Consider the following 13,768-nt stretch of genomic DNA (forward strand, 5'->3'; position numbering starts at 1 on the left):
TCGCACAATGTGACTGTCTGTGAATCCACCGCAGAGATGTCCACTAATAAAAGGCAGCGAACCATGCATTCTTTGAAGCTCAAGACTTTGTTGGCCACCCTGGCGCTGGCCGCCGCAGGAACCGTATCGGCGCAGAACCAGCTGCTCAACGTCTCCTACGACGTGGCGCGCGAGTTCTACAAGGACTACAACGCCGCCTTCGTCGCCCACTACAAGAAGACCAAGGGCGTGGACATCAAGGTGGACCAGTCGCACGGCGGCTCCAGCGCCCAGGCGCGCGCCGTCAACGACGGCCTGGCTGCCGATGTGGTGACCTTCAACACCACGACCGACGTGCAGTTCCTGGCCGACAGCGGCGTGGTCGCCAAGGACTGGGCCAAGAAATTCCCCAATGACGCATCGCCCACCACCTCGACCATGCTGTTCCTGGTGCGCAACGGCAACCCCAAGAACATCAAGGACTGGAGCGATCTGACCCGTCCCGACGTGAAGGTCGTGGTGGTCAATCCCAAGACCGGCGGCAATGGCCGCTACGCCTACCTGGCGGCCTGGGGTTCGGTGCGCGAGAAGGGCGGCACCGATGCGCAGGCGGCCGAGTTCGTGCAGCAGCTCTACAAGAACGTGCCCGTGCTGGGCAAGGGCGGCCGCGATGCGACCAGCATCTTCCTGCAACGCAACATCGGCGACGTACTGATCACGTTCGAGTCCGAAGTGGTTTCCGTGGAGCGCGAATTCGGCAAGGGCAAGGTCGATGCCGTCCATCCCTCGGTGTCCATCGTGGCCGAGAACCCCGTGGCCGTGGTCGAGCGCACCGTGGCCAAGAAGGGCACGGGCCAGCTGGCGCACGACTACCTGGCCTGGCTGTACTCCGACGAAGCCCAGGAAATCGCCGCACAGCACGCGCTGCGTCCCCGCTCCGAGGCCGTGCTCAAGAAGCACGCCGACGTGTTCAAGCCCATCAAGCAGTTCACCGTGGCCAAGTACTTCGGCTCGCTGTCCGAAGCCCAGAAGGTGCACTTCAACGACGGCGGACAGTTCGACAAGATCTACGTCCCCGGCAAGTAAGCACGCAAGCAGGCATGAAGGCGGCGAAGTCCGCCTGAGGCTCCCTCCCCACACTGGCTGATTTGGAATCCAACATGGTGTCTGCCGTTCCGACCAGCCCAAGGCCTGGCGCCGACGCTCCTGTGCCCGCACCGTCCGGTGCGGCGCGCAAAGGGCGCGGCGCCAAGCGCGTTTTGCCCGGCTTCGGGCTGACCTTGGGCTATACGCTGTTTTATCTGAGCCTGATCGTGCTGATCCCGCTGTCGGCACTGCTGTTCAAGACCTTCTCGCTCACCTGGCCCCAGTTCTGGGAGGCCGTGGCCTCGCCGCGCGTGCTGGCCTCGTACCGGCTGACGTTTGGCGCCTCGTTCGCGGCGGCCTGCGTGAACCTGGTGTTCGGCCTGCTGATCGCCTGGGTGCTGGTGCGCTACAAGTTCCCGGGCAAGAAGATCGTCGATGCGCTCGTCGATCTGCCCTTTGCCCTGCCCACGGCCGTGGCCGGCATTTCGCTGACTGCCTTGCTGGCCGGCAATGGCTGGGTGGGCCAGTACCTGGAGCCCTACGGCATCCAGCTGGCCTTCAATCCGAACGGCGTGGTGATTGCGCTGATCTTCATCGGCCTGCCCTTTGTCGTGCGCACGGTGCAGCCGGTGCTGGAAGACTCCGAGAAGGAGCTGGAAGAGGCCGCCACCAGCCTGGGCGCCTCGCGCTGGCAGATCTTCTACAAGGTGATCCTGCCGGCCATCACGCCCGCGCTGCTCACGGGCTTTGCCATGGCGTTTGCACGCGCCATCGGCGAGTACGGATCGGTCATCTTCATCGCGGGCAACATGCCCATGATTTCCGAGATCACACCGCTGATCATCATCGGCAAGCTGGAGCAATACGACTACGCAGGCGCCACGGCCGTGGCCGTGGTGATGCTGCTGTTCTCCTTCGTGATGCTGCTGGTCATCAACGCGCTGCAGGCATGGCAGCGCAAGCATTCGGGAGGGGCTTGAGATGGCGTTGTCTCCACAGGAAGCATTGCTTCTCAAGATCATTGGCGCGGTGCTGGTCGCCGTGTTGGTGCTGTACAGGCTCACGGCGCCCCCGAAGGGCCGGCGTGAAAAGCTCTCCACCACCGAGCCGCGCGCCGTGCGCTGGATTCTCACGGGCATTGCGCTGACCTTCATCGGCCTGTTCCTGGTGCTGCCGCTGGCGGCCGTGTTCACCGAGGCGCTGCGCAAGGGCTGGGATGCCTATGTCGCCGGCCTGCAAGAGCCCGATGCCTGGTCGGCCATCAAGCTGACGCTGATCACGGCGCTGATCGCCGTGCCGGTGAACCTGGTGTTCGGCGTGGCGGCGGCTTGGTGCATTGCCAAGTTCCAGTTCCGTGGCAAGGCCTTCCTGATCACGCTGATCGACCTGCCGTTCTCGATCTCGCCCGTGGTGGCGGGCCTGATGTACGTGCTGGTGTTCGGTGCCCATGGCTGGTTCGGCCCCTGGCTGGCCGAGCATGACATCAAGATCATCTTCGCCGTGCCCGGCATCGTGCTGGCCACCATCTTCGTGACCTTCCCCTTCATCGCGCGCGAGCTGATCCCGCTGATGCAGGCGCAGGGCAGCGACGAGGAGCAGGCCGCCATCGTGCTGGGCGCCACGGGCTGGCAGACCTTCTGGAAGGTCACCGTGCCCAACATCAAGTGGGGCCTGCTGTACGGCGTGATTTTGTGCAATGCGCGTGCCATGGGCGAGTTCGGCGCGGTGTCGGTGGTCTCGGGCCACATCCGTGGCCAGACCAACACCATTCCGCTGCATGTGGAGATCCTCTACAACGAGTACCAGTCCGTTGCCGCCTTCGCTGCCGCATCGCTGCTGGCTCTGCTGGCCCTGGTGACCCTGGTCATCAAGTCGGTGGCCGAGTGGCGTGCCGAGCACCAGGCCAAGGCCGCAGCCGAGCTGCCTCCCGAGCGCCCCACGCCGGCTTCCCAGGCATCCCGTGTGCCGCAGGTGTCCTGAGGCCCGCCCCGACCAGAAAAGAGCAAGAGCAAGACCATGAGCATTGAAATACGCAACGTCAGCAAGCAGTTCGGCGATTTCCAGGCCCTGCGCGATGTGAGCCTGGACATCCAGTCCGGCGAACTCATCGCGCTGCTCGGCCCCTCGGGCTGCGGCAAGACCACGCTGCTGCGCATCATCGCGGGCCTGGAGACGCCCGACGTGGGCAGCATCCACTTCAGCGGCGAAGACACGACCGACGTCCATGTGCGCGAGCGCAACGTGGGATTCGTGTTCCAGCACTACGCGCTGTTCCGCCACATGACGGTGTTCGAGAACGTGGCCTTCGGCCTGCGCGTGAAGCCCCGCAGCCAGCGCCCCAGCGAAGCCCAGATCCGCGACAAGGTGATGAGCCTGCTCAAGCTGGTGCAGCTGGACTGGATCGCGGACCGCTTTCCGTCCCAGCTGTCGGGTGGCCAGCGCCAGCGCATCGCGCTGGCCCGCGCCCTGGCGGTGGAGCCCAAGGTGCTGCTGCTCGACGAGCCCTTCGGCGCCTTGGATGCCAAGGTGCGCAAGGAGTTGCGCCGCTGGTTGCGCCACCTGCATGACGAGCTGCATGTGACCTCCATCTTCGTGACCCACGACCAGGAAGAGGCACTGGAAGTGGCCGACCGCGTGGTCGTCATCAACCAGGGCCGCATCGAGCAGGAAGGCACGCCCCAGCAGGTCTGGGACAACCCGGCCACGCCCTTCGTCTACGGCTTCCTGGGCGATGTCAACCTGTTCAAGGGCCGCGCCAGCGATGGCCGTGTCTACCTGGACGACGGCACCCAGCTGGACAGCCACGACGCCAAGGGCGCCAGCGACAGCAAGGCCTTCGCCTATGTGCGCCCGCACGATCTGGAGGTGGAGCGCTACTCGCCCGGCCAGAACCTGGACGTCCAGGGACGGCCCACGGGCATCGTCGTGCAGCTGGCCCGCGCCATCGTCGTGGGGCCCATTGCGCGCCTGGAACTTATTCCATCGGAGAGCACCGAAAGCACGGACAATGCCGAAGAGGGTGGCCTGATCGAGGCGCAGATTCCTGCGCAGCAGTTCAGGGACATGGCGCTGCGCGAGGGGGAAACCCTGGTGGTGACACCGCGCCGCGCCAAGGTGTTCCTGGACGAGGCGGCTGGCATCTGACGGCGTGGCAACGGTTTCCTGCACCCGCTGAACAGGGCTGCAGCGCCGGGCCGGCGCCGCAGCCCTGATTTCATTCAACCGGGTGACGAAAGACAAGAATGCTTCAATGGTTTGACAACGCTCCGCGCCGCATCCTGGCGCTCATCAGCCTGGCCTGCGTGGCCATGCTGGCCTTCGGCATGTATCTGCAGCATGTGGTCGGGCTGGAGCCCTGCCCGATGTGCATCGTGCAGCGCTACGCGCTGATCGGCGTGGCCATCTTCGCGGGCCTGGGCAGCGCACGCGGCGGGCGCGGCTGGCTGATGGGTTGGGGCATCGCGGCGCTGGTCGCCGCAGGCTTTGGCGCCTTCGTCGCCGCGCGCCAGAGCTGGCTGCAGTGGTATCCGCCCGAGTTCGCCACCTGCGGCCGCGACTTCTACGGAATGATCGAGAACTACTCCATCAGCCGTGCCGTGCCCATGATCTTCCGTGGCTCGGGTGACTGCGTTGCCGTGGACTGGAGCTTCCTGGGCGGCTCCATCGCCAACTGGTCCTTCATCTGCTTCGCCATCATGAGCTTGGCCGTCTTGGTGCTGCTGGTGCGCGGCGCTGCCCGCAGGCGCTGAGCCCTAGGCTGAGGCTTGCGCCAGTCGCCGCTGCAGCGACTGCGCCAGGGTGCTCAGGATGAGCCAGCAGGACGTGGCGCCCGCGTCCAGCACGCCGATGGAGCGCGGCCCCAGCCGGGCCGAGCGCCCGATGCGGGCCTGCAGGTGGCGCGTGGATTCCTTGCCTGCCTCGGCCGCGGCCTCCATGGCCTGCAGCGCCTCGCGGAAACCGGCGCCGGCCTGCAGCGATTGCCGGTAGGCCTGCAGGGCCGGGGCCAGCGTGTCGATGAGGGTCTTGTCGCCCACCCGGGCCTTGCCCATCTCCTGCACATCGGCGACGGCCCGCGCCAGCGCCTGGCCGAACAGGGCGGCATCCATCTCCTGCTCCGGCCCAAGAACATCGGCGAAGCCTTGGAAGAAGCTGCCGTACAGCGGGCCCATGGAGCCGCCGATATCGTCCATCAAGGCCTGGGACAGCTGCTGCAGCGCCGCAGGCAGCTGCGCCGCCTGGCCGGCGTCCATGGCATCGAGCCGTGCGCCGCAGCCGGAAAAGCCCTTGGCCATGTTGATGCCGTGATCGCCATCGCCGATCAGGCCGTCGATCTCGCTCAGGAACTCCCGGTGGCCGACGATGGCCGTGATCAGCTCGCGCACGATGCTGCCCGCGCCATCGAGCGCGATGGCCGGCCCTTGGCTGGTGCGCCTTGCGGCTGGGGGGCGGGCGGTTTGTGCTTGTTCCTGCGCCTGTGCCGGCGTCCGTGCCGGAACAGAGGGCGGCGTTGGAATGGCGTCCTGCGGCTGGGGCGGCAGCCCGCCGGCCAGGGTGAGGGCGACTGACTGGCAGGGCGTGTTGAGGCAGGCCAGCAGCTCGTCGTCCAGCTGCATCAGCGTGAGCGTGATGCCCATCATCTCCAGCGAGGTGAAGAGATTGCCCACCAGCCGGAAGGCCACCTGAATGCCGCGTTCTTGCAGGCGCCGGGCCACCTCGCCATAGAGGATGTACTGCTCCATCAGCGGCGTGGCGCCCAGGCCGGACAGCAGCACGGCCACGCGGTCGCCCGGGGAGAAGGGCAGGTCGGGCAGCAGGGTGTCCAGCATGCGCTCGGCCATATCGGCCGCCGTGGCCGTGCGGTGCACGGACATGCCGGGCTCGCCATGGTGGCCTATGCCCACCTCCATGCTGCCGCGCTCGATATGGAAGTTGGCCTTGCCCACGGCGGGAATGGTGCATGCCGACAGGCCGATGCCGATGCTGCGCGTGCGGGCCATGGCGTGCCGGGCGAGGGCGATCACTTCGTCGAGGCTGGCACCCATGGCCGCCCGGGCGCCCGCCACCTTCCACATCAGGATCTCGCCGGCCACGCCGCGGCGGCTGGCCTCGTCGCCCCGCGCGGCTGAAGGCACGTCGTCGTTGGCCACCACGGTCCTGACCGCCATGCCTTCGGCCGCGGCCATCTGCACGGCCATGGCCACATTCATGTTGTCGCCCGCGTAGTTGCCATACAGGCAGGCCACGCCGGCGCCGCCATCGGCCGCGCGCATGGCGTCGTAGAAGCTTCTGGCCGTGGGGGACGAGAAGACCTCGCCCACGGCGGCGGCGTCGCACAGGCCTGCGCCCACATAGCCCAGAAAGGCCGGCTCGTGCCCCGACCCGCCGCCCGTCACGATGCCCACCTTGCCCCTGCGTGGCGCGCCATGCAGGCGCACGACGCGGGGGTTGCCCGCGTCGATGCGCAGGGTGTCGCCATGGGCGGCGATCCATCCCTGGAGCATGTCCTCCACCACCCGGTCGGGGTCGTTGATCACGCGGTTGGTCGTCATGCCTTTGTCTCCTCCAGGTGCAGTCCCGGCGGGTGTGCCGAAGACTGTTCATATGATCATTGAGTGGTCATTTTTGATTTGTTGAAATTGGCGTGTCAATGCCTTTTGGCTGTTCAATAGCCAAGGGAAAACGATAGGATTTGATGAATTTTGTAAAAAATTCAACGGGTTACGTACTAATCTTGCCGGCTCACATAGCTATCGTTGTTTGACAACTGCTCTTCGATTGAGAAGACTCTCGTAAAACATTGATCAAATGATCATGTGATGGTCTTTTGTAATGAAGGGGATGCCATGAAGCTGGCCATCGGCTGCGACGAAGCCGCCTGCGACCTCAAGAACGCCGTGAAGCAGCATCTGCTGGCCCAGGGCCACGAAGTGGCCGACTTCGGCACGCATGACGGCGAGCCGGTGCTCTACCCCGACATCGGCATCGCGGTGGCGCAGGCCATCGTCCAGGGCCGCCATGAGCGCGGCGTTCTCCTGTGCGGCACGGGCATAGGCATGGCCATTGCGGCCAACAAGGTGGCAGGCATCCGCGCCGCGCAGGCCCATGACACCTATTCGGCCGAGCGCGCCAGCCGCAGCAACGACGCGCAGATCATCACGCTGGGCTCGCGCGTGATCGGGGTGGAGCTGGCCAAGGCCATCGTGGACCGCTTCCTCGCATCGCGCTTCGATGGCGGCAGCTCGGCCCTGAAGGTGGATGCCATCACCGGCTTCGAACGCTCGCAGGCCGCCGCGGCCGGGCGCGGGCAGGGCGCGTGACCATGGACACCGGCACCAGCACCGGCACCGCACTGCTGCAGGCGCGCGGCGTGGCCAAGAGCTTCGGCGGCGTGCCTGCGCTGCGCAACGGCTGCCTTGAGCTGCAGGCCGGCAGCGTGCACGCGCTGTGCGGGGGCAATGGCGCAGGCAAATCCACCTTCCTGAACATCGTGATGGGCCTGTTGCGACGCGATGCCGGCGAGATACTGCTCAAGGGCCGGCCGGTGGATTTCGCCACGCCGCACGAGGCGCTGGCGCACCGCCTGTCCATCATCACGCAGGAGCTGTCGCCCATCCCGGGCATGAGCGTGGCCGAGAACATCTTCCTGGGCCGCGAGCCCCGGCGCGCCGGCATGGTGGTCCGCCATGCCGCGCTGCTGGAGCAGGCGGATGCGCTGCTCAGGCAGCTGGGCTTCGATATCGATCCGCGCGCGCAGATGGGCCGCCTGAGCCTGGCGCAGACCCAGCTGGTGGAGATTGCCAAGGCCCTGAGCCGGCAAAGCGAGCTGATCATCATGGACGAGCCCACCTCGGCCATCGGCGAAAGCGAGACCGCCATCCTCTTCGACGCGATACGCCGCGTGACCGCGCAGGGCGCCGGCATCCTCTACGTGTCGCACCGCCTGACGGAGATCTTCACCATTGCCGACAGCTACACGGTGTTCCGCGATGGCGGCTTCGTGCAGACCGGCGCGCTGGCCGATATCGACCGGCGGCAGCTGGTGAAGCTCATCGTGGGCCGGGAGGTCCGCGCTGCCGCCAGCGAGCGCAGGGCTGCGGCGCAGGGCGAGCTGCTGCTGTCGGTGCAGGGGCTCACGCGCCGGGGCGAGTTCGAGGACATCAGCCTGGACGTTGCCCCCGGCGAGGTGCTGGGCATCTACGGACTGATGGGATCGGGCCGCAGCGAATTCCTCAACTGCCTGTACGGCCTCACGCGCGCCGACCAGGGGCAGGCGAGCCTGGACGGACGGCCCCTGCCGCGCGGCAATCCGGCGGCGTCGATCAAGGCGGGCCTGGCCCTGGTGACCGAGGACCGCAAGGCCACGGGGCTGGTGATGAGCTCCTCGGTGCGCTTCAACGCCAGCTTGCCCGCACTGCCAGGCCTGCAGCGCGCCGGGGTGGTGGATGGCGCGGCAGAGCGCGTGCTGGTGGGCGGCCTGCTGCAGCGCCTGCGCGTGAAGCTGGCCAGCCCGGCCATGCCGGTCTCGGGCCTGAGCGGCGGCAACCAGCAGAAGGTGGTGCTGGCCCGTTGCATGGCCACCAATCCCGTCTGCCTGCTGTGCGACGAGCCCACGCGCGGCATCGACGAAGGTGCCAAGCGCGAGGTGTACGCCTTCCTGGCCTCGCTGGCCGCGCAGGGCCATGCCGTGGTGGTGGTGTCGTCCGAGGCGCCGGAGCTGCTGGAGCTGAGCGACCGCATCGCCATCTTCCGCAAAGGCCGGCTTGACCGCGTGGTGGCCGGCCACGGCATCACGCAGGAGGCGCTGATGCACCTCGCGTCCTGAGCCCGGGCGATGCCCATGCAGCGTTTTTCCCCTTGCCTTTCACAACACACAGGAGACATGACCATGCCGTTTTTCCGCTTCACCACCGTGCTTGCAGCCGCGCTTGCCGGTGGGCTGTTCCTGGCCGCAGCGCAGGTCCGGGCCCAGGCTCCGGCCCCGCTGGCGGCACCAGTACCAGCACCAGCGCCGGCCAAGCCCTACCGCATAGGCGCGGCCGTCTATGGGCTCAAGGGCGAGTTCATGCAGATGTGGACCAAGGAGCTGAAGGCGCATCCGGCCGTGAAGGACGGCACGGTGCAGATCACCGTGTTCGACGGCAACTACGACGCGCTGACGCAGAGCAACCAGTTCGACACCATGATCACGCAGAAGTACGACGGCATCCTCTTCGTGCCCATCGACCTGAAGGCGGGCGCGGCGCCCGTGCACAAGGCGGTGAAGGCCGGCATTCCCGTGGTGGGCTCCAACACGCGCGTGCAGGGCGATGTGCTGACCTCCTACGTGGGCAATGACGATGTGGTGGCCGGCCGCATGCAGGCCGAGGCATTGATGAAGGCCATCGGCGGCAAGGGCAATATCGTCGTCATCGAGGGGCTCCCAAGTCCTCCCGATTCCGATTCCGCCTCCGCCGCACAGCGGTTTTTCATGCATGTGCAGGCCTGGTGCTGGGCCTGCAACTGCAGTTGGCCGCCGCGCAATCGGTGTCCTTCGACGTGCCGGCCCAGCCGCTGGCCCAGGCGCTGAGCCAGTTTGCGCGCCAGGCGGGGCTGCAGCTCACCTACTCCTCCGAACTGGTGCAGGGCCGGCAGGCCCCGGCGCTCAACGGCAGCCACGATGTGCGCCAGGGCCTGGCGGCATTGCTGCAGGGCAGCGGCCTGCAGGGGCGCATCGAGGGCGGTACGCTGACCCTGCTTCCCACTGCCGCCAACGCGCCGGAGAACGCGCACCGCCTGTCCGAGATCACCGTCACGGCCGGCGACCAGTATGTGAGCCTGCTGCCCGCGCCCTACGCCGGCGGGCAGGTGGCCAAGGGCGTGCGCCTGGGCGTGCTGGGCAATACCGGCAACATGCAGGCGCCGTTCAGCACCACCAGCTACACGTCCGAGGCCGTGCGCAACCAGCAGGCCGGCACCATTGCCGAGGCGGTGAACCGCGACCCTTCCGTGCGCTACACCGTGCTGCCGGGCGGCAACGTGGACAACCTCTATATCCGGGGCTTTCCGATCTGGGAGGGCAACTCGGGCGAGATCGCCTTTGACGGCATCTACGGCATTGCCCCCAACTACCGCGTGCGCACCGAGTACGTGGACCGTATCGAGGTGGTCAAGGGGCCGGGCGCGCTGCTGTTCGGCATGTCGCCCAACGGCTCGGTGGGCGGCGTGATCAACATCGCTCCCAAGCGCGCCAATGAAGATGTGGCGCGGCTGGCCACGGGCTGGACTTCGGACAGCCTCTGGCGTGCCCATGCCGACGTGGGCCGGCGCTTTGGCGACGAGGCCCAGTACGGCATCCGTGTGAACGCCAGCAAGTACGGCGGCGATACGTCCATGGACCATCAAAGCACCGACGGCCATGTGCTGGCCGTGGCGCTGGACTACGAGGTGGAGCGCTTCCGCGCCACGTTGGACCTGCTCTCGCAGGACGAGCGCATCGACGGCGTGGGCCGGCCCATCATGCCCACGGGGCTCTCCTCCATGCCTGCTGCGCCCGACGGCACACTCAACGTGACCCAGCCCTGGGAATGGTCCAGGAATCGCGAGCGCGCCGTGCTGCTGCGCACCGAGCTGGACCTCACGCAGCAGCTCACGCTGTTCGCCAACATCGGCCAGTCGCGCGCCAATGTGGACCGCATCTATGACTCCGCCCCGCGCCTGACCAGTGCGGCGGGTGCCACCAGCATCACGCCCACCTATGCGGTGTTCGACGTGGACCGCAGCACCATCGACGCGGGCCTGCGCTCGCGCTTTGCGCTGGCCGGTGTCAAGCATTCGGTCACGCTGCAGCTGGCCAGCTACCGCGAGGATTTCCACCGTGCGCTGCAGGCGGGCTCGGCGGTGGCGTCCAACATCTATGCGCCTGTTGCCCACGCGCCGCAAAGCATTGCGCGGCCTTCGGCCATTCCGCGCATTCATGACAACCGCAACACCAGCCTGGCCCTGGTGGACACGCTTTCGCTGCTGCAGGACAGGCTGCAACTGTCGCTGGGCCTGCGCCACCAGGCCATCAAGTCCACCAACTACAACGTGCTCACGGGCGGCGCCGCCAATGTCTACGACGAGAGCGTGACCACGCCCGCCGTGGGCGTGGTCTGGCGCCAGGCGCCCAACTGGAGCCTCTACGCCAACTACATCGAGGGCCTGAGCAAGGGCGACATCGCGCCGCCCGCCGCCAGCAACTACGGCGAGGTGCTGCGCCCCTACAAGAGCCGCCAGTACGAAGTGGGAAGCAAGTACGACTTCGGCAGCTTCATGGCCACGGCCGCCCTGTTCAGCATTGAAAAACCCAGCGGTGGCCTGGACCAGGGCGTCTACAAGACCAACGGCGAGCAGCGCAACCTGGGCATGGAGCTGTATGCCTACGGCGAGGCCGCGCGCGGCCTGCGCCTGCTCGGTGGCGTGACCTGGCTCAAGCCCGAGATCACGCGCTCGGCCACGCCTGCGCTGGTGGGCAACCGGCCCATCGGCACTTCGCGCCTGCTGGCCAACCTGGGCGTGGAATGGGATGTGCCCGCCCTTGCGGGCCTGACCCTGGTCGGCGACTTGGCCTACACCGGCGCCCAGTTCGTGGACCAGGCCAACCGCCTGCGCATCCCGGGCTGGACACGCACCGACCTGGGCCTGCGCTATGCCACCCGCATCGCAGGCCGCAAGACCACGCTGCGCGCCACGGTGCAGAACGTGGCCGACCGCAAGGCCTGGGCCGGCGTCACGTCCTGGGGCGCCGTCTCGCCGATGATTCCGCGCACCTTCGTGGTGTCGGCTTCGGTGGATTTCTGAGGCATTTCTGAGGCACCGGGCGGCCTAGGCGCCTTCCGTAGCCGAACGAATGGCGGCGCTCTGTGCCGCAGGGGCTTCCTGGCCGTCACGCGCTGCGGCTTTGCGCGCCGGCAGCCATCGGCAGGCAGCCAACGCCGCCAGAACCGCCAGCGCCGCGCAGCCGAAGATGGCCTGCAGCCCGTGGCCCAGCGCGGCGGTGACGGCATCGGCCTGTGCGGCCAGGGGGCTGGCCGCAGCCAGCTCCTGTTTCATCAAATGGGTGAGCAGGGCTGCCAGCAAGGCTACGCCGGCGGCGCCGCCCAGGCTGCGCAGCATGACGGGTGCCGCCGTGGCAATGCCCAGGTGCCGGGCCGGCGACACACGCTGCGCCACCACGGTGATGATGGGAAACATCAGCCCCAGTCCCAGGCCCAGCGGCAGCAGTCCTGCGGACAGGGCCAGCGGTGCCTGCGGCAGCCAGTGCAAGGCTGCGGTGATCAGTCCGAACGACAGCAGCATCAGCACGCAGGCCACCCGGGCGAGCGACGCGGCTGGCGTCTGGGCGCGCAGGCGCCGGCCGCTGCCAATGGCCCCTGCGGTGATGCCGGCCATCAGTGGCGCCAGGTGCCAGGCGGAACCGGTAGGCGACAGGTGCAGGCCGATCTGCAGATACTGCGGAAGGAAGACAACGGCCGCATACAGCGCAACGCCCGTGGACAGGGCTAGGAAACTGACCGCCGCGTAGGCCGGGTGGGCAAACAGCGACAGCGGCAGCAGCGGATGGGTGGCGCGGCGCTGGCGCACGAAGAATGCAAGGGCGAACTTGGCGCCCAGGGCCAGCAACACCCACAGCGACAGCTGCTCTGGCAGATTCAGATGGCTGTGCTGGGTGGCCAGCAGCAGGCTGACCAGGGCTGCGGCCAGCAACACGGCACCCAGCCAGTCGATGCGCTGGCGGGGCCGGGGCTCGGCGGCAGCCTCCGGCACAGCCGCCCTGGGGGGCAGCGCCCATGCCAGCACTCCCCAGGCCAGCCCTGCGAGCGGCACATTCAGCCAGAACGCCCAGTGCCAGGACAGATGCTCCACCAGCGCCCCGCCCAGCAGCGGGCCGACCATGGTCGATACGCCATAGGCGGCGCCCAGCAGGCCCTGGTAGCGGGCCCGTTGCTCAGGCGCAAACAGGTCGGCAAGGGTCAGCATCGTCAGCGTCATGAGTCCGCCGCCGCCTGCGCCCTGCAGGGCACGCGCCAACACCAATTGCTGCAGGTCATGGCTGGCACCACAGGCCAGGGAGCCGGCCAGGAACAGGCCGATGGCCAGCAGCAGCATGGGCTTTCTGCCCAGCACATCGGCCAGCCGCCCGTACAGCGCAATCACCACGGTGGCCGCCAGCAGATAGGCCGAGAACACCCAGGCCAGCGGCCAATGGCCCGGCAGTTCGCGGGCCATCACGGGCAGGGCGGTCGAAAGAATGGTCTGGTCCAGGGCCGCGAGGACGAGCGTCAGCACGAGCATGGCGAAGCAAAGCAGGGGCAGGTTCCGCCGACCGGGCGGGGAAGTCAGCGAGGTTGTGGACATGGGCGTCATGGGCGTGCAGCGGCGAGGGCTTGGGTTGAGGCAACGGCCGCCAGTGTCGGGAGTGGTGTGGGTTTTGTACAGTGCAATGTATTGAACGTATGATTTCGCATGGCGAACACATACGACCTCAACCTGCTGATTGCACTGGATGCCTTGCTCAGCACGGGCAGCGTGACGCAGGCGGCCGGGCGCATGCACCTGAGCACTCCCGCCATGAGCCATACGCTGGCACGCATCAGGGAGGCGTTTGGCGACCCCATCCTGGTGCGTGCGGGCCGCAGCCTGGTGCCCACGCCGCGCGCCCTGGCCCTGGCGGAGCCGGTGCGCG

Annotated in this window: 11 protein-coding genes and 1 pseudogene; 10 read left to right on the forward strand and 2 right to left on the reverse strand. The window is 67.5% G+C overall.

Annotation, left to right across the window (positions count from 1 at the left end):
* Nucleotides 1-63: 63 nt before the first annotated feature.
* From L995_RS30310 to L995_RS30330, 5 genes are all read left to right on the forward strand, one after another.
* On the forward strand, nt 64-1,065 hold the full coding sequence (locus L995_RS30310) for a sulfate ABC transporter substrate-binding protein (protein ID WP_026062880.1): 1,002 nt from the start codon (nt 64-66) through the stop codon (nt 1,063-1,065).
* 74 nt (nt 1,066-1,139) lie between these two features.
* Nucleotides 1,140-2,045: a sulfate ABC transporter permease subunit CysT gene (cysT, locus tag L995_RS30315; protein ID WP_013801696.1), complete on the forward strand. Its 906-nt coding sequence runs from the start codon at nt 1,140-1,142 to the stop codon at nt 2,043-2,045.
* 1 nt (nt 2,046) lies between these two features.
* Complete coding sequence (gene cysW / locus L995_RS30320; protein ID WP_016453281.1) at nt 2,047-3,045, forward strand: sulfate ABC transporter permease subunit CysW; 999 nt, start codon at nt 2,047-2,049, stop codon at nt 3,043-3,045.
* A 36-nt stretch (nt 3,046-3,081) separates the two neighbouring features.
* Nucleotides 3,082-4,209 carry a sulfate/molybdate ABC transporter ATP-binding protein gene (locus tag L995_RS30325; RefSeq protein WP_016448258.1) on the forward strand — a complete coding sequence of 376 codons (1,128 nt, stop codon included), beginning with the start codon at nt 3,082-3,084 and terminating at the stop codon, nt 4,207-4,209.
* A gap of 98 nt (nt 4,210-4,307) precedes the next feature.
* The gene (locus tag L995_RS30330) at nt 4,308-4,814 is read left to right on the forward strand and encodes a disulfide bond formation protein B (protein ID WP_047475157.1); all 507 of its coding nucleotides are present in this window, start codon (nt 4,308-4,310) and stop codon (nt 4,812-4,814) included.
* 3 nt (nt 4,815-4,817) lie between these two features.
* On the opposite strand, the gene dhaL is transcribed toward L995_RS30330, so the two are convergent.
* Nucleotides 4,818-6,614: a dihydroxyacetone kinase subunit DhaL gene (gene dhaL / locus L995_RS30335; RefSeq protein WP_047475158.1), complete on the reverse strand. Its 1,797-nt coding sequence runs from the start codon at nt 6,612-6,614 to the stop codon at nt 4,818-4,820.
* A gap of 294 nt (nt 6,615-6,908) precedes the next feature.
* Here dhaL and rpiB point away from each other — a divergent pair, with 294 nt between their 5' ends.
* The 4 genes and pseudogenes from rpiB to L995_RS30355 all read left to right on the forward strand — a co-directional run bounded on the left by rpiB (nt 6,909) and on the right by L995_RS30355 (nt 11,883).
* Nucleotides 6,909-7,382, forward strand: a complete 474-nt coding sequence (gene rpiB / locus L995_RS30340) for a ribose 5-phosphate isomerase B (RefSeq protein WP_012206383.1) — start codon at nt 6,909-6,911, stop codon at nt 7,380-7,382.
* Between the two features lie 2 nt (nt 7,383-7,384).
* On the forward strand, nt 7,385-8,887 hold the full coding sequence (locus L995_RS30345; RefSeq protein ID WP_047475159.1) for a sugar ABC transporter ATP-binding protein: 1,503 nt from the start codon (nt 7,385-7,387) through the stop codon (nt 8,885-8,887).
* Between the two features lie 63 nt (nt 8,888-8,950).
* Nucleotides 8,951-9,481, forward strand: a pseudogene (locus L995_RS30350) (substrate-binding domain-containing protein); the annotation flags it as partial.
* Between the two features lie 68 nt (nt 9,482-9,549).
* On the forward strand, nt 9,550-11,883 hold the full coding sequence (locus L995_RS30355; protein WP_047475161.1) for a TonB-dependent receptor: 2,334 nt from the start codon (nt 9,550-9,552) through the stop codon (nt 11,881-11,883).
* 24 nt (nt 11,884-11,907) lie between these two features.
* On the opposite strand, the gene L995_RS30360 is transcribed toward L995_RS30355, so the two are convergent.
* On the reverse strand, nt 11,908-13,440 hold the full coding sequence (locus L995_RS30360) for an MFS transporter (protein WP_231574569.1): 1,533 nt from the start codon (nt 13,438-13,440) through the stop codon (nt 11,908-11,910).
* A 108-nt stretch (nt 13,441-13,548) separates the two neighbouring features.
* Here L995_RS30360 and L995_RS30365 point away from each other — a divergent pair.
* On the forward strand, nt 13,549-13,768 hold a 220-nt coding region (locus tag L995_RS30365; RefSeq protein WP_047475164.1), incomplete at its 3' end, for a helix-turn-helix domain-containing protein.

The sequence above is a fragment of the Delftia sp. ZNC0008 genome, from assembly GCF_000799035.1.
GTDB lineage: Bacteria > Pseudomonadota > Gammaproteobacteria > Burkholderiales > Burkholderiaceae_C > Comamonas > Comamonas tsuruhatensis.